Genomic DNA, 16,623 nt, shown 5'->3' with positions numbered 1-16,623 from the left:
CATGGCGCCCGTCACCCTAAAAGAAAGCGCGCATGCGTTGCCGCATGCGCGCTTTCGCCCCTTCTGTTGACCGCCTGTTGCGTTACATCTTCACTTCGTCGAGCAGCGTCTTCTTGCCGCTCTTGTAGTTGTACAGCGAGATCACGCCGTGCTGCAGGTCGCCCTTCGAGTCGAAGGTCGTCGTGCCGATCACGCCCGTGTAGTTCGTCGCCGGCATCGCCGCGAGAATCTTCGCCGGGTCCGTCGAGTTCGAGCGCTTCATCGCGTCGACGACGATGTACACGGCGTCATACGTGAACGGTGCGTAGATCTGGATCGGCTGGCCGAAGCGCTTCTCGAACTTCGCCTTGAACGTGCTGCCGCCCGGCATCTTCTCGAGCGAAGCGCCCGCTTCCGAGCACACGACGTTGTCGGTCGCGTCGCCGGCCAGGTCGGCCAGCTTTTCCGTGCACACGCCGTCGCCCGCGAGGATCTTCGCGCGCACGCCAAGCTGCTTCGCCTGCTTAGCGAACGGGCCGCCCGTCGCGTCCATGCCGCCGTACATGATCGCGTCCGGATTCTCACCCTTGATCTTGGTCAGAATCGCGCGGAAGTCGACCGCCTTGTCGTTCGTCGCGTCGTGCGACATCACCTTCAGGCCGAGCGCCTTCGCCTTCTTCTCGAACTCGTTCGCAAGACCCTGGCCGTATGCGGTCGAATCGTCGACCACCGCCACGCTCTTGATGCCCTTCGAGTGCGCGTAGTTCGCGAGTGCCGGGCCCTGCTGCGCATCGGTCGCCACCACGCGGTACGTGGTCTTGAAGCCTTGCTGCGTGTAGGCCGGGTTGGTCGCCGACGGCGAGATCTGCACGATGCCCGCATCGCTGTAGATCTTCGAGGCCGGGATCGACGTGCCCGAGTTCAGGTGGCCGATGACGGCGACGACCTTGTCGTCGACGAGCTTCTGCGCAACCTGCGTAGCCTGCCGCGGGTCGGCCGCGTCATCCTGCGGGTCGAGTTGCAGCGTGACCTTCTGGCCGCCGACCGTGAGACCCTTGGCGTTGATCTCCTCGACGGCGAGACGCGCACCGTTTTCGTTGTCCTTGCCCAGGTGTGCAATGCCGCCCGTCAAGGGCGCGACGTGGCCGATCTTGACGACTTGATCGGCGGCCGCGTTGCTTGCAGCTGCAACGCACAGCATCGCCGCAGCGGTGATCGGCAACAGCTTCTGCATTTTGATATTCATGTAAGTCTCCAGTTTCGGTCCCAATAAACGCCATCGCCCGGTGCCCCGCTGCCATCCCTGTGTTTGCAATCACTGGACGATTCGCCGGATGCATCGTTCATGCACTTGGCCTCAAGCACGTGAAAACAGCCGCTTTTAGCAGCCACCCGCCCGTACTTGCGCGCAAGTGTAGGTGATCAAATTAATTTGTGGGACTTTTTTGGGGTAGTGGTAACACTACTGATATGCGCACTGTGGAATGATGACTCGAATATCGCCACAAGCCCCGCCGGATAAGGGTTTCCGCTAATTTCCGGCAGCTTGCCGAAAGGTCGTTTCAAAAGATTCCCGGGGCATTTCGATTCGGTATTTTGTGCCCGTGATCATTGAATGAAACGCGCGTGACAACCCGCGCGTTTCGTCGTTTCGTCGTTCGATACGAACGATTCAGGCGGCCGACGCGCGCCATTCTGCGTCGAGCGCAGCGACGAGCTGCGACGTCGTCAGCGCATCGCCGCGCCGCCGCGCGAGCGGCGCGCCCTGGCCGGCCCACAGCGACAGGTAATCGCCGTCGTTCGCGCGCGCGGCGGCCTGGCGCAGCGGCTGCGTCAGCGCGTTCTGCACCGGGTACGGCGCGACGTCGGCCACGCGTTCGCCGAGCCGCGCCATCAGCGTGTTCCGCAGCCCGCGCGCATGGCGGCCGGTGATCGCGCGCGTGACCTGCGTCGACGTGTCCGCGCAAGCCAGAAGGCGTGCCTTCCAGTCCGCCGCGATCGCGCTTTCCGCGCAGGTCAGGAACGCGGTGCCGAGCTGTGCGCCCTGCGCGCCGAGCGCGAGCGCGGCCGCGATCCCGCGGCCGTCCATGATGCCGCCCGCGGCGAGCACCGGCAGCGCCGTCGCGTCGACGAGCTGCGGCACGAGTGCGAACGTGCCGATCAGCGCATCGTCGGCGGAACCGATGAACGTACCGCGATGGCCGCCCGCCTCGGCGCCCTGCGCGGACAGCGCGTCGGCGCCGGCCGCCTGCCACGCGAGCCCTTCGGCGACGTGCGTCGCGGTGCCGATCACATAGGTGCCGGCAGCTTTCAGGCGCGCGACGTCGGCCGCGTCGAGCACACCGAACGTGAAGCTCGCGACCGGCACGCGCAACGACACGAGCGCATCGAGCTGCGCGCGGAAGTCGGGCGCATAACGCGCGGGTGCGGTGCCCGGCGGCAGCCCGAGCGTCGCGTTCAGCGGGTCGATCGCCGCGAGTGCGCGCGCGACGGTCGCCGCATCGGGCGCGGCGTCCGGCAGCACGAACAGGTTGACCGCGAACGGGCGATCGGTCGCCGCGCGGATCGCCGCGACTTCGGTCGCGAGGCGCTCGGGCTCGAACGCGCCGGCGCCGAGGCTGCCGAGCGCGCCGGCGTTCGATGCGGCGGCGACCATCGCGGCCGTGGTCGCGCCGACCATCGGCGCCTGCACGAGCGGCAGGCGCAGGCCGAAGCGTTCGGAAAAGGGCGTGGAATACAGATGGGCAGGCATGACGAATCCTTCGATGACGATGCGCGAAAGCGCTTTGTAAAAGCCGGCACATCGACTCTATCGAAGCGGCTCGCCGCCGAAAAATGAATAATCGAGATCGAAACGATCGCTGCGCGAGAAGCGGGCGCGTGCGCTGCAGTACCGGACGATTGGTGGCACACTAGGCCGCCCTCTTCCACCCTCGGGGCGCGCGCGGCGCCCCCCGTTCGCCAGGAGTTCAAAACGTGACTGCCCAATGGATCGACATCCCGACCGGTAACGACAGCTTCGGCGGCTATCTCGCGCTGCCCAAGCGCGGCAAGGGCCCTGCCGTCATCATCATCCAGGAGATCTTCGGCGTGAACTCGCACATCCGCGCGGTCGCCGACCAGTACGCGTCCGACGGCTACGTCGCGCTCGCGCCGGACGTGTTCTGGCGCACGCAGCCGCGCGTCGAACTGACCTACGAAGGCGCGGATCGCGACAAGGGCATCGAGCTGATGAAAAAGACCGACGTGGGTCTCGCGGTCGCGGATATCGGCGCAGCGGCCGACGCATTGCGCGCACGCCCCGAAGTGGCCGGCAAGATCGCCGCGATCGGCTACTGCTTCGGCGGCCAGCTCGCGTACCGCGCGGCCGCGACCGGCAAGCTCGACGCGGCGGTCGCCTATTACGGCGGCGGCATCCAGAACGCGCTCGATCTGGCCGGCAAGGTCACGCAGCCGATCCTGTTCCACTACGCGGAAAACGACCACGGGATCCCGCTCTCGGCCGTCGATCAAGTGAAGGCCGCGTTCGCCGGCCACGGCCACGCCTCCTTCCACGTGTATCCGGGCGCCGAGCACGGCTTCAACTGCACGGACCGCGCGTCTTACAACCAGCGCGCGTCGGCGCTCGCGCACGGCCGCACGCTGACGTTCCTCGCCGAGCACCTGTAACAACGCCCGGCCGCGGGCCCATCACGCCGGGCCCGCGTTATGCTCCCTTCATCGCCACGAGTCACAACGGGGGTGACAGCGATGCACTCGGACTATCTCGCGCATGACGCGATCGGCCTCGCCGCGCTCGTGCGCAACCGCAAGGCAAGCCCGCGCGAATTGCTCGACGCGGCGATCGGCCAGGCCGAAGCGGTCAATGGCGCGATCAACGCGATCGTGCTGCAGGACTACGAAGCCGCGCGCCAGCGTGCGGCCTCCACACCCGAACCCGGCGCCGGCGCGCCGTTCGCGGGCGTTCCGTATCTCGTCAAGGATCTCGGCGCGGCGGTCGCCGGGCTGCCGCTGTCGATGGGCAGCCGGCACTACCGGTACTACGTGCCCGCCGACGATTCGCCGGTGATCGCGCGCAGCCGCGCGGCCGGCCTCAACGTGTTCGGCAAGACCAACACGTCGGAGATCGGCCAGATGCCGTACACGGAACCCGAACTGTTCGGCGCGTGCCGCAACCCGTGGAATCTCGACCACACGCCCGGCGGCTCGAGCGGCGGCGCGGCGGCGGCCGTCGCGGCCGGCATCGTGCCGCTCGCGCATGCGTCCGACGGCGGCGGCTCGATCCGCATCCCGGCGTCGTGCTGCGGGCTGTTCGGCCTGAAGCCGAGCCGCAATCCGATGCTCGTCGACCAGCCGTCGAACGGCGAGCTCGTCGTCCAGCATGCGGTGTCGCGCAGCGTGCGCGACAGCGCGCTGCTGCTCGACGTGACGACCGGCCAGACGCTGCCGCACGGCGCGCCCGGCACGTTCCTCGGCGAACTCGATACGCCGCCCGGCCCGCTGCGGATCGGCCTCGTCGTCGATCCGATGCTCGCGCCGGCGCTCGCCGACGACACGCGCGCGGCGCTCGACGACGCGGCCGCGCTGCTCGAATCGCTCGGCCACCATGTCGAGCCGGCGACGCTGCACGTCGACTACGCGCGCGCGGCTGAAACCTTCCTCACGCTGTGGGCAACGATCGCCGAGGAGATGGTGCTCGGCGCGCGCGCGTTGACCGGCCGCGCGCCGCGGCGCGGCGAATTCGAAGCGGCGACGTGGGCGATGGCCGTGGTCGGCCGGCGCCTCGCGCGCACGCGCCTGCCGGACGTGCTCGAGTGGCAGCGCCAGCTCACCGTGCAGGTTGCCGGCCTCGTGTCGCGCTACGACGCCATTCTGTGCGCGTCGCTCGCGGCGCCGCCGGTGAAGATCGGCGAACTGCAGCCCACATCATTCGAATCGGTGCAGATGAAGCTGCTCGCCGCGCTGCCGGTGAAGCCGCTGCTGAAGGAAATGCTCGCGAAGTCGTCGGAGAAGGCGTTCGCGTGGGCCGGCTGCACCGAGCTGTTCAACCTGACCGGCCAGCCGGCGATGTCGGTACCGCTCTACTGGAATGCGCGCGGGCTGCCGATCGGCGTGCAGTTCGTCGCGCGCCACACCGACGACGCGCTGCTGCTCAGGCTCGCGCGGCAGCTCGAACAGGCGCGGCCGTGGTTCGACCGCCGCCCGCCGCTAATGCAGGCGCAGCGCTGACGCGCGGCCTCTTCTCGAGGCAAACATCGAAAAAAAGCCCCGCCGGCAAAACCGGCGGGGCTTGTGCGCATGCAAAACGCGCGGTGGCGCTTACATGGCGAGCCGTTCGCAGATCGTCCGCGTCGCGGTCGCTGCATTCAGCGTGTAGAAATGCAGCCCCGGCACGCCCGCGTCGACCAGGCGCCGGCACAGATCGGTGACGACGTCCGCACCGAACGCGCGGATCGCGTCGCGATCGTCGCCGAAGCTCTCGAGCCGGCGCGCGATCCAGCGCGGCACTTCGGCGCCGCACATCTCGGAGAAGCGCATCAGCTGCGAGAAGTTCGTGATCGGCATGATGCCCGGCACGATCGGCACGTCCACGCCCAGCTTGCGCGCATCGTCGACGAAGCGGAAATACGCGTCGGCGTTGAAGAAGTACTGCGTGATCGCGGAATTCGCGCCGGCTTTCACCTTGCGCGCGAAATTCTCGAGATCGGCCTTCGGCGAACGCGATTGCGGGTGGTACTCCGGATAACCGGCGACCTCGATGTGGAACCAGTCGCCATGCTCGGCGCGGATGAAGCTGACGAGCTCGGACGCATAACGCAGCTCGCCGACCGCGCCCATCCCCGACGGCAGGTCGCCGCGCAGCGCGACGATATGCCGGATGCCGTGCGAGCGGTACTGGTCGAGGATCGCGCGCAGGCTGTCGCGCGACGAACCGATGCACGACAGGTGCGGCGCGGCCTCGAGGCCGTCCTTCTGCATGTCGAGCACGGTATCGAGCGTGCCCTGCTGCGTCGAGCCGCCTGCGCCGAACGTCACGGAGACGAATTTCGGCTTCAGCGGCAGCAGCTGCGCACGCGTCGCGCGCAGCTTTTCGACGCCGTCCGCCGTCTTCGGCGGAAAGAATTCAAACGAAAGTTCGATCGGTTTCATGATTCGGTAGGTTAAGCCCTGCCCCTTTAAGCCCCGCCCTCAGCCGATGTCGCGCTGGCCGAAGATCAGCGCGGACAGCAGCCACGACACGATGCTGTACAGGATCGAACCGAAGAACGCGGACCAGAACCCCGACACCTCGAAGCCCTTCAGCAGCGACGACGCGAACCAGAAGCACAGCGCGTTCACGACGAGGATGAACACCCCGAGCGTGACGATCGTGACGGGCAGCGTCAGCAGGATCAGCACCGGGCGGATCACCGTGTTGATCAGGCCGAGCACGACCGCGACGATCAGCGCGGTGCCGAAGCTCTTGATGTGGATCGACGGCACGAGGTACGTGATGATCAGCAGCGCGAGCGCATTGATGACCCAGGTGAGGATGACGCTCATGAAGTGCTCCGGTTCTGTTGTCGATCTTCGGTACGGTCAGCGGCCGCCGCCCCGCGTGCGCCGCCTCGTCGGCGACGCGGCGCGCTCGGGAAGGCGGCGGCGCATCAGTAGCGGTAGTGGTTCGGCTTGAACGGGCCGTCCTTCTGCACGCCGATGTACGAAGCCTGCTCGTCCGACAGCACGGACAGGTTCGCGCCGATGCGCGCGAGGTGCAGGCGCGCAACCTTTTCATCGAGATGCTTCGGCAGCACGTACACCTTGTTCTCGTACTCGGCGCCGCGCACGAACAGCTCGATCTGCGCGAGCGTCTGGTTCGCGAACGAGTTCGACATCACGAACGACGGGTGGCCGGTCGCGCAGCCGAGGTTCACGAGGCGGCCTTCCGCCAGCAGGATCACGCGCTTGCCGTCCGGGAAGATGATGTGGTCGACCTGCGGCTTGATGTTTTCCCACTGGTACTGGCGGGTCGACGCGACGTCGATTTCCGAGTCGAAGTGGCCGATGTTGCAGACGATCGCGTTGTGGCGCATCGCCTTCATGTGATCGTGGCCGATCACGTGGAAGTTGCCGGTGGCCGTCACGAAGATGTCGGCCTTGTCGGCCGCGTATTCCATCGTCACGACGCGGTAGCCTTCCATCGCCGCCTGCAGCGCGCAGATCGGATCGATTTCGGTCACCCACACGGTCGCGCCAAGGCCGCGCAGCGACTGCGCGCAGCCCTTGCCCACGTCGCCGTAGCCGGCGACGACCGCGACCTTGCCCGCGATCATCACGTCGGTCGCGCGCTTGATGCCGTCGACGAGCGATTCACGGCAGCCGTACAGGTTGTCGAACTTCGACTTCGTGACCGAATCGTTCACGTTGAACGCCGGGAACGGCAGGCGGCCGTCCTTTTCCATCTGGTACAGGCGGTGCACGCCGGTCGTGGTTTCTTCGGTCACGCCCTTGATGTGCGCGAGGCGCTTCGAGTACCAGGTCGCGTCGATGTCGAGGTGCTTCGCGATCGACTTGTACAGCGCGACTTCTTCCTCGTTGGTCGGCTTCGCGATCACCGAACGGTCCTGCTCGGCCTTCGAACCGAGGATCAGCAGCAGCGTTGCGTCGCCGCCGTCGTCCAGGATCATGTTCGCGAATTCGCCGTTCGGCCATTCGAAGATGCGGTGCGAGAATTCCCAGTATTCGTCGAGGGATTCGCCCTTGAACGCGAACACCGGCGTGCCGGCTTCGACGATCGCGGCCGCTGCGTGGTCCTGCGTCGAGAAGATGTTGCACGAGGCCCAGCGGACGTCCGCGCCGAGCGCCTTCAGCGTCTCGATCAGCACGCCGGTCTGGATCGTCATGTGCAGCGAACCGGCGATGCGCGCGCCCTTCAGCGGCTGCTGCGCCTTGTATTCGTCGCGGATCTGCACGAGGCCCGGCATTTCGGTCTCGGCGATGTTCAGTTCCTTGCGGCCCCAGCCGGCCAGCGCCATGTCGGCGACGACGTAATCCTTGGAAGCTTGCGAATCGATAATGGCGTTCATCACGCCCTCCTTTCTAAAAAGTTTCTAGATTGGTGACGTGAGCGCCGTTCAGGAAGCGGGGCCGGCGCGAATGTGCCGCACGGCTGCTTGGTGAAGCCTTCCGAGCCTGGCGGACGCAGGATGGTCCGTCGCAACGCTCCTCGGAAAACGGGAGGGATTGTAGCAAATCGGCGCGCGAAATGCGCAAGCGGACGAAGCGCGCGGCGTCGGCGCGCGTTGTCGTCGAGAAAGGGTCAGGACTCCGCGCCGACCCACGCCTGTTCGCGCAGCCGCGCGCGCAGCCGCGCGACGGCCTGGCTGTGCAGCTGGCACACGCGCGATTCGCTCACTTCGAGCACCGCGCCGATCTCGCGCAGATTCAGACCCCGTTCGTAGTACAGCGACATCAGCAGCTTCTCGCGCTCCGGCAGCCGCTCGATCGCCTCGACGAGCGCCTCGCGCAGGTGCTCGTCGAGCAGCGACGACAGCGGATCGGCGTGATCGACGCGATAGCGGTCGAGAAACGGCTCGTCGTCGGCCGCGCGGTCGAAATCCTCGTAGTAGATGAGCTGGCTGCCGTGCAGGTCCTGCAGCATCCCCTGGTATTCGTCGAGCGGCATGTTCAGGTGCTGCGCGATCTCGGTCTCGCTCGCCGAGCGGCCGAGATGCTGCTCGACCTGATGCACCGCGTGCTCGACCTCGCGCGACGTCTTGCGCAGGCTGCGCGGCAGCCAGTCGTTGCTGCGCAGTTCGTCGAGCATCGCGCCGCGGATGCGCTGCGTCGCGTAGGTCTCGAACTGCGCGCCCTGGTCTTCCTTGTAGCGGCCGGCCGCGTCCATCAGGCCGATCATGCCGGCCTGGATCAGGTCGTCGAGGTCGACGCTCGCCGGCATCTTCGCGACGAGCTGCAGCCCGAGGCGACGCACGAGCGGCGCATATTGCGCGAGCACGTCGGACTGGGACATCTTTCCTTGAGCGTTGTACATCATGGCTCTCTCCTTCCGGTAGCGCTCACGCGGCGTGTGCCGCGCCCGCCTCATACGACGGCTTGCCGCCCGCATGGACGGCGCGGCCCGCACCCGAACGCGGGCGCATCGGCCAGTACAGCAGGTCGGCGGCAATCTGCCGGTAGTCGCGCGCGGCCGACGACGACGGGAACGCGTCGACCACCACATGCGTCAGCTCGCGCGCGTGCTCGACGAGCGGGTCGGCACTCACGCAGCCCGCGTCGGCGATCGACACCGTCAGGTAGCGGCTCGCGACGCCCGCGAGGTTGTCGAAGGCCGTCTTCGCGTCCGCATGGCTGCCGACGTGATTGGTCAGCACGCGGAACTGCGCGAACGCATGCGCGAAATGCAGCCGCTTCATGCACGCGTACGCCTCGGTGATCGCCTGCGCGGCCACCCGCGTGACGACCAGCACGTCGTGCGCTTCGCGCGCGAGCGCCGAGAACGAACCGTCGGCGCCGAGCTGCGCGTCGACGAGGACGATGTCGGCCGGGCCGTCGATGAAGTCGCTCAATTGCGCGTCGCTGTAGCCGGCGCGCGCGAGCCGCGCGGCCGCGCACAGGCCGAAGCCGGCGGTCACCCGCGTGCGTTCGCCGTCGCGCAGCCACGCGCCCGCGAGCGTCGCGCTGGCCGAATGCACGTCGGCGCGCTCGTCGACGACGAGCACATCCTTGCCGAGCGACGCGAGCGCCGCCGCCAGGTTCACGATGGTGGACGTGCAACCGACACCCGCCGGCCCGCCCGTCACCGCGACGATGCGCGACGCGCGCCCGGCCAGCAGGCGCCTCAGCCCTTCGGCCTGGTCGATGATCTGTTTATCCAAATCGCACCTCGTGCAGCTCGGCGGTGGAACGTGCGGTCAGGGCGGAAAGCAGCGTCGGCATGTCTTCGTCTTGCGGCACGAAGGGCGAGCCGTCGCGCGGTACGCAAAACGCGCTCTTCAGCAGGAATTTGGTCGATGCGACATACAGGTTCTCCGGCACCTTCTGGCCGGTCGACACGTAGTGGATCGGCAGCTTGTAGCGGATCACCGTGTCGAGCACGCCGCCGAGGTGGGTCGCCTCGTCGAGCTTCGTGAGGATGCAGCCGGCAAGATCCGGATGCTCGCCCGCGCTGCGGTACGCCTGCACGACCTCGTTGAGCGTGTCGCCGTGGCTCGTCGCGTTGAGCAGCAGCAGGCGCTGCACCGGCGCGTTCGCACCGTGCAGCATCGCGATCTGGTCGGACACCGCGCGGTCGCGCTGGCTCATGCCGATCGTGTCGATCAGCACGATGTGCTTGTTGCGCAGCTCGGACAGCGCGAGCGCGAGATCGCCCGCATCCTTCACCGCGTGCACCGGCACGCCGAGGATCTTGCCGAAGATGCGCAGTTGCTCGTGGCCGCCGATCCGGTAGCTGTCGGTGGTCAGCAGCGCGACCTTGCTCGCGCCGAAGCGCATCACGCAGCGCGCGGCCAGCTTCGCGGTGGTGGTCGTCTTGCCGACGCCCGTCGGCCCCATCAGCGCGAACACGCCGCCGCGCTCCATCAGCGCGTCCTCGCTGTCGAGCACCGGCAGGTTCGCCGCAAGCACCGACTGCGCCCATTCGGCGGCCTGTTCGAAGGTCTGCGTGCCGTCGCCGGACGGCAGGTTGTCGACCAGCATCCGCACGAGCTGCGCGGACAGGCCGGCCGCGAACAGGTGCTTCGTCAGCGCGCCATGCACCGCGCTGCGACGCTGGCGGTCGTGCCACATCAGGCTGTCGAACTGCTCTTCCATCATGCCGCGCAGTTCGCCGAGTTCCTGCATCACCGTATCGTTGACGATCCGCTCGATGCGCGACTTCACCGCATCAGCCACCGCGGCGGCCGAGTCGGCGGACAGGCGCGTGCGCTCGGCGGCTTTCGCTGCGTTCGCGGCGTTCGTGTCGGGCGTGCGCGGCGCGGCTGCCGGCATCCGGCGTTCGGCATCGCGCACGATGTCGCGTGCCCAGTCGGGCGACGGCGCGCTCGCGGCGCCCTGCGGTGCGGGCGCGCCGGCTTGCGGTGCGGCAGGCGTCGCCTGCGCACGCGCGATCAGCGCGTCGCGCTGCTGCGTCAGGCGCTTCGCGTGCTCGACGAGCCACGGCGCGGGTTCGGAAGTGGGGGCCGGCCATCCTGAGGCCGGCGAACCGGCAACGGGCGTACCGGCGGCCGGTGCGGCGATCGACGGCGAACCCGCAGCCGGGGCATCCGCATCGATCGTCGAAGGTTGCGCCGCCGTGTCGTCCGCTTCGGCGCTTGCACCGAACACGGACGAGAACACGTCCGGCAGCCCGCCTTCGCCCGCCGCATACGGATTGACGCTCGGGCGCGCGAACGCGGCGCCCGGCCGCGACACGATGCCCGGCACCGCAGCGGCCGGCACGGATTCCGGCATGCGCGGCGCGGCGATCCGCGGCCGTGCGGCGGCCGGCGGCGTCACCGCGGCGAGGTCCGAATCGGCGAGTGCGACGATTTCGACGCTGCCGTCATCGAGCGTGCGGTTCGACAGCACGACCGCGTCGGCACCCAGCGCCTCGCGCACGAGACGAAGCGCGTCGCGGCTCGTTGCGCCGGTGAATTTGCGAATGTTCAAGCGGAACCCCCGATGACGTTAACGACTTTGATCGTGCGTGTGTCCGGCACTTCGGCATACGACAGCACTTTCAATTGCGGCAGGCTGCGGCGCAGGAAACGCGCGAGCATCGCGCGCAGCGCGTGCTGCACCAGCAGCACGGGCGGCAGCCCGAGATTCTGTTGACGCAGCATCGCTTGCTGCGTGCCGGTCAGAAGGTTGTGCGCGAGGCCGGGTTCGAGGCCCGGGTTCGCGCCGGTGGCGAGCGCCTGCGACAGCACGCGCTCGAGATTCGAGTCGAGTCCCATCACCTGCATCTCGCCCGCGCCCGGATACCACTGCTGCGTGATCGCGCGGCCAAGCGAGAGCCGCACCGCGGCGGTGATCTCGAACGCGTCGCCGCGGCCCGCATGTTCGGACACGGCCTCGAGGATCGTGCGCATGTCGCGGATCGGCACGCCTTCCTCGAGCAGGTTCTGCAGCACCTTCTGCAGCGTCGTCAGCGAGATCGTCTTCGGCACGAGGTCCTCGACGAGCGACGGCGCGTCCTTGCCGGTGCGCTCGACGAGCGCCTGCACTTCCTGGCGGCCGAGCAGCTCGGCCGCATGCTGGACGACGAGATGGTTCAGGTGCGTCGCGACGACCGTGCTCGCGTCGACCACCGTGTAGCCGTACACCTGCGCCTGTTCGCGCAGCGCGATGTCGATCCACACGGCCGGCAGCCCGAACGCGGGATCCTGCGTGACGGCGCCCGGCAGCGCGGCCGTCACCTGGCCGGGGTTGATCGCGAGCCACTGGCCCGGGAACACTTCGCCGACGCCGATCTCGACGCCCTTCAGCGCGATCCGGTACGCGTTCGGCCGCAGTTCGAGGTTGTCGCGGATATGGATCACCGGCGGCAGGAAGCCGATTTCCTGCGCGAATTTCTTGCGGATGCTCTTGATGCGCTTGAGCAGCTCGCCGTCGCTGTTCTTGTCGACGAGCGGGATCAGCCGGTAGCCGACTTCGAGGCCGAGCGGGTCGATCAGCTGCACGTCGTCCCAGGTCGCTTCGTGGCTGTCGGACGGCAGCACGGCGGGTGGCGCGATGTCGGTCACGTCGCCGGCCGCCTTGCGGGCCGCCGCGCGCTTCGTCTGCGTGCGGGCCAGCCAGATCGCGCCGCCGCCGAGCGCGAGGAACGCGAAGTGCGGCATCCCCGGGATCAGCCCCATGATCACGATGATCACGCCGGTGATCGTCAGCACGCGCGGGTTCGTGAACAGCTGGCCGGTGATCTGCGTGCCGATGTCCTCGTCGGTCGCGACGCGCGACACGATCACGCCGGCCGCGGTCGAGATCACGAGCGACGGGATCTGCGCGACGAGGCCGTCGCCGATCGTCAGCAGCGTGTAGTTCGTGCCGGCCGCCGCGAAGCTCATGTCGTGCTGGACCATCCCGACGATCAGCCCGCCGATCACGTTGATCGCCATGATGATCAGGCCGGCGATCGCGTCGCCGCGCACGAACTTCGACGCGCCGTCCATCGACCCGTAGAACTCGGCTTCCTGCGACACGGCCAGGCGGCGCTTGCGCGCCTGTTCCTCGTTGATGAGGCCGGCGTTCAGGTCGGCGTCGATCGCCATCTGCTTGCCGGGCATCGCGTCGAGCGTGAAGCGCGCGGACACTTCGGCGATCCGCCCCGCGCCCTTCGTGATCACCATGAAGTTGATGATCATCAGGATCACGAACACGACGATGCCGACCGCGAAGTTGCCGCCGACGAGGAAGTGGCCGAACGCCTCGATCACCTGGCCGGCCGCGTCGGGGCCCGTGTGGCCCTCGAGCAGCACGACGCGCGTCGACGCGACGTTCAGCGACAGGCGCAACAGCGTCGAGAACAGCAGCACGCTCGGGAACGCCGCGAAGTCGAGCGGCTTCATCGTGTACATGCTGACGAGCAGCACCATCACCGACAGCGCGATGTTGAACGTGAACAGCAGATCCAGCAGCAGCGGCGGCAGCGGCAGGATCATCATCCCCAGGATCATGCAGATGAGGACGGGGCCCGCGAGCGCGCGCAGGTTGGCGGCCGCGAACGGGTTCGTGCGCTTCGAGAGCAGGCCGGTCGGGGTGCTCATGCGGAGGCTCCGTGATTGCCCTGGCTACCGAGCGTGTCTTCGGCCTCTTCACGCTCGTCGTCGGCGGACACCGACGTGCCCTTGTCGAGTTCGGCCGGCACGTCGAGATCGACCGGCACCGCGGGGAACGCGCCGCCTTCCGAACGGAAGCGCTTGAGCTGGTAGACCCACGCGAGCACTTCGGCGACGGCCGAGTACAGCGAACCGGGAATCTCGCGTTCGAGTTCGACGTTGTGATACAGCGCACGCGCGAGCGGCGGCGCCTCGAGCAGCGGCACGTTGTGCTCGGCCGCGAGTTCGCGGATGCGCATGGCGACGAGGTTCACGCCCTTCGCGACGACCTTCGGCGCGCCCATCTCGCCGTCCGTGTATTGCAGCGCGACGGCGAAGTGCGTCGGGTTCGTGACGACCACGTCGGCCTTCGGCACGGCCGCCATCATCCGGCGGCGCGCGATCGCGCGCTGCTGCTGGCGGATCCGCCCCTTCACGTGCGGATCGCCTTCGTTCTCGCGATGCTCGCGCTTCACTTCTTCCTTCGTCATGCGCAACTTCTTGTTGTACTGCCAGATTTGGTAAGGCACATCGAGCGCGGCGACCACCAGCATCCCGGCGACCGTCGTGCCGCAGCACACGGCGACGAGATGCAGCGCGTCGGGGAGCGCCGTGCCGAGCGGCTGCGTCGCGAGGCCGAGCAGCTCGTCCTTGCTGCGCCAGATCGCGATGCCGCCGATGCCGCCGACGACCAGCGTCTTCGCGAGCGACATGCCGAGCTGGATCGGCCCCTGGATCGAGAAGATCCGGCCGAGGCCCGAGATCGGGTTCAGGCGGTCGAACTTCAGTTCGAAGGTCTTCTGCGAGATCAGCCAGCCGCCGAGCGCCATCGGCGCGAGCAACGCCGCGACGCCGGTGAGCGCGAGGATCGGCAGCAGCGCGGCGAAGCCTTCGAGGCTCGCGCTGCCGGCCGCCGACAGCATCCGGTTCGTGTCGAACGCGGTCGCGCGGTCGAACGTGAACGCGCCGCGCAGCATCGCCTGCAGATGCGCTCCCGACGGGCCCGCGAGCAGCCACGCGCCGTAGAACCCGGCCGCGAGCAGCGCGAACGAAGCCAGTTCGCGCGAACGCGCGACCTGCCCCTCCTCGCGCGCCTTCTCGCGGCGCCTGGGAGTGGCGGCTTCGGTCTTGTCGAGATCGCTCTCGTCTGCCACGGGGCCTCCAGTCGGGTACGGCGGAATGCCGCTTTCCAGTGACACCGATTATTCATGGAGGCGTCAAACGCCGATCGGTCGAGCAAAGCCGGGAAAGGGGGGTATTTCGGGGAATCGGGCGAGCCGGCGCAAACGGGGCTGGAAGGGGGACGGAGCGGTGCGCGACGTGGTGCGATGCGGCGAATAAAAGCGGCGTTCGACGCAACGGTGAAGCGCGGTTCCCGGGCGGGACGGTGACGGCTGAAGCGGGGAACGGTGAAGCGGAGGAGCGGAGGAGCGGAAAAAACGGGGAAGTCAGGCCCCGACGCGATGGCGTCGCGCGTCGGGGCAGGCGGCGCTCAGACCGCCGGGATCGGATCCGCGCCGAAGCGGTTCGGGCCTGCGGTGCCGCGCGAGCACATCCACACGAGCAGCAGGATCGCGCCGACGATCGGAACGAGCGCGAGCAGCAGGAACCAGCCCGAGCGGCCCGTATCGTGCAGGCGGCGCACGCTGACCGCGATGCCCGGAATGATCAGCGCCAGCGAAACCAGGAAGATCACGCCCAGCAGCAGCAGCGTGACCAGGCCCGCATCGCGGCCGACCGCGCCGATCACCTGGGAGGCGACCGAAAGAACGCAACTCAGCAGCGCGAAATACCAGTATTCGGCACGACGCGCACGACCGTCGAATTTCGCGTATTGATTGAGTACGGAACGAACAGCCTCGGAAAAATTCATCTTTATTACCCTCCTGTTTTATATTGGCGACCCCGGAAACAACGCAGGCATTATAGGTTTTAGTTTCGACAGGCTCCATCTCTTTTCACATGCCGGGCAATGCACGCGCCCGTCGCACTGGCGCTGGAACGGCTGTCATAGCGTGCTGCGGCGCCACAGGCTTGCATGCCACGTCATTTTAATAATCTTGAAGACCTGACAGAAACCACAGCCTCGGATAATCCAGCATTTGATTACAACCAAATGAATCCGAACTCGATCGATAATCGCTCCGGTCGCGCGGCATTCGATTTACCGGCCGGCCGGCATGACGCGGGCGCGCCCGTCCCACCGGCCGACGCGGCACGCATCGAAAGCACCGCGTACGGGCCCGGCCACCGCTTCCTCGACCCTACGACGGCGGTACGCGCCGGCCGGCCTCCGGCCTGGGCCCTAACCGGCCGCCGCCCGCTGCAGCGCGCCGAGATCCAGCTTCTTCATCGTCATCACCTGCGCCATCACGCGCTCGGCGCGCGCCGGATCGCCCGTCATCAGCTCGGACATCTGCACGGGCACGACCTGCCACGACACGCCGAAGCGGTCGCGCAGCCAGCCGCACTGCTGCGCACGCTCGTCGCCGCCTTCGGACAGGCGCGCCCAGTAGCGGTCGATCTCGTCCTGGTCGCGGCAATTGACGACGAACGACACGGCCGGCGTCATCTGGAACACGGGGCCGCCGTTCAGCGCGACGAACGCCTGCCCGTCGAGCTCGAACGCGACCGTCATCACCGCGCCCTCGGCCTGCCCGGATGCGTGCGCGCCGGCCTTGCCGTAGCGCGCGACGTGCACGATGCGCGCGTTGTCGAACACCGACACGTAGAAACCGGCGGCCGCCTCGGCGTCGTGGTCGAACCACAGGAACGGCGTGATGCGTTGTATGCGCGGGCTCATGGCGCGGTCTCCTCGATGTCGTGCCGGCACCGGTGCCGGTCTTACATC

General features: G+C 67.8%; 14 protein-coding genes and 1 riboswitch. Of the genes, 2 read left to right on the top strand and 12 right to left on the bottom strand.

The window, feature by feature from the left end; all coding sequences use genetic code 11:
- Positions 1-82: 82 nt before the first annotated feature.
- Together ABD05_RS07010 and ABD05_RS07005 are read right to left on the bottom strand one after the other, a co-directional pair.
- Positions 83-1,225: a branched-chain amino acid ABC transporter substrate-binding protein gene (locus ABD05_RS07010; RefSeq protein WP_047899534.1), complete on the bottom strand. Its 1,143-nt coding sequence runs from the start codon at positions 1,223-1,225 to the stop codon at positions 83-85.
- Between the two features lie 426 nt (positions 1,226-1,651).
- Positions 1,652-2,731, bottom strand: coding sequence for an NAD(P)H-dependent flavin oxidoreductase (locus ABD05_RS07005; protein WP_047899533.1), 1,080 nt, complete (start codon positions 2,729-2,731; stop codon positions 1,652-1,654).
- A 224-nt stretch (positions 2,732-2,955) separates the two neighbouring features.
- On the opposite strand from ABD05_RS07005, the gene ABD05_RS07000 reads away from it, so the two are divergent.
- Positions 2,956-3,648: a dienelactone hydrolase family protein gene (locus ABD05_RS07000; protein ID WP_047899532.1), complete on the top strand. Its 693-nt coding sequence runs from the start codon at positions 2,956-2,958 to the stop codon at positions 3,646-3,648.
- Between the two features lie 81 nt (positions 3,649-3,729).
- Positions 3,730-5,208: an amidase gene (locus ABD05_RS06995; protein WP_047899531.1), complete on the top strand. Its 1,479-nt coding sequence runs from the start codon at positions 3,730-3,732 to the stop codon at positions 5,206-5,208.
- Positions 5,209-5,298: 90 nt separating this feature from the next.
- Here the strand turns inward: ABD05_RS06995 and metF are convergent, their stop codons facing one another.
- From metF to ABD05_RS06945, 10 genes are all read right to left on the bottom strand, one after another.
- Positions 5,299-6,129 (bottom strand): methylenetetrahydrofolate reductase [NAD(P)H], encoded by an 831-nt coding sequence (metF, locus tag ABD05_RS06990; RefSeq protein WP_047899530.1) that lies wholly within the window; start codon positions 6,127-6,129, stop codon positions 5,299-5,301.
- 39 nt (positions 6,130-6,168) lie between these two features.
- Positions 6,169-6,522, bottom strand: a complete 354-nt coding sequence (locus tag ABD05_RS06985) for a phage holin family protein (protein ID WP_011882923.1) — start codon at positions 6,520-6,522, stop codon at positions 6,169-6,171.
- A gap of 104 nt (positions 6,523-6,626) precedes the next feature.
- Positions 6,627-8,045: an adenosylhomocysteinase gene (ahcY, locus tag ABD05_RS06980; protein WP_047899529.1), complete on the bottom strand. Its 1,419-nt coding sequence runs from the start codon at positions 8,043-8,045 to the stop codon at positions 6,627-6,629.
- Positions 8,046-8,077: 32 nt separating this feature from the next.
- Positions 8,078-8,193, bottom strand: a riboswitch (S-adenosyl-L-homocysteine riboswitch).
- Positions 8,194-8,278: 85 nt separating this feature from the next.
- A complete protein-coding gene (locus ABD05_RS06975) occupies positions 8,279-9,013 on the bottom strand; it encodes an RNA polymerase sigma factor FliA (RefSeq protein WP_047899528.1) in 735 nt (244 codons plus the stop codon).
- Positions 9,014-9,035: 22 nt separating this feature from the next.
- The gene (locus tag ABD05_RS06970; RefSeq protein WP_047899527.1) at positions 9,036-9,854 is read right to left on the bottom strand and encodes a P-loop NTPase family protein; all 819 of its coding nucleotides are present in this window, start codon (positions 9,852-9,854) and stop codon (positions 9,036-9,038) included.
- Positions 9,847-11,625 carry a flagellar biosynthesis GTPase FlhF gene (gene flhF / locus ABD05_RS06965; protein ID WP_047899526.1) on the bottom strand — a complete coding sequence of 593 codons (1,779 nt, stop codon included), beginning with the start codon at positions 11,623-11,625 and terminating at the stop codon, positions 9,847-9,849. The genes ABD05_RS06970 and flhF overlap by 8 nt, the downstream gene beginning before the upstream one ends.
- Positions 11,622-13,721, bottom strand: a complete 2,100-nt coding sequence (gene flhA / locus ABD05_RS06960; RefSeq protein WP_047899525.1) for a flagellar biosynthesis protein FlhA — start codon at positions 13,719-13,721, stop codon at positions 11,622-11,624. The genes flhF and flhA overlap by 4 nt, the downstream gene beginning before the upstream one ends.
- On the bottom strand, positions 13,718-14,926 hold the full coding sequence (gene flhB / locus ABD05_RS06955; protein ID WP_047899524.1) for a flagellar biosynthesis protein FlhB: 1,209 nt from the start codon (positions 14,924-14,926) through the stop codon (positions 13,718-13,720). Before flhB ends, flhA begins: the two co-directional genes overlap by 4 nt.
- 338 nt (positions 14,927-15,264) lie before the next feature.
- Positions 15,265-15,645, bottom strand: coding sequence for a DUF805 domain-containing protein (locus ABD05_RS06950; RefSeq protein WP_047899523.1), 381 nt, complete (start codon positions 15,643-15,645; stop codon positions 15,265-15,267).
- 432 nt (positions 15,646-16,077) lie between these two features.
- Positions 16,078-16,575, bottom strand: coding sequence for a VOC family protein (locus ABD05_RS06945; protein WP_047899522.1), 498 nt, complete (start codon positions 16,573-16,575; stop codon positions 16,078-16,080).
- Positions 16,576-16,623 lie beyond the last annotated feature (48 nt).

This window comes from Burkholderia pyrrocinia, from assembly GCF_001028665.1.
In the GTDB taxonomy this organism is placed as follows: Bacteria; Pseudomonadota; Gammaproteobacteria; order Burkholderiales; family Burkholderiaceae; genus Burkholderia; species Burkholderia pyrrocinia.
This window is presented reverse-complemented; position numbering and strand designations above follow the sequence as displayed.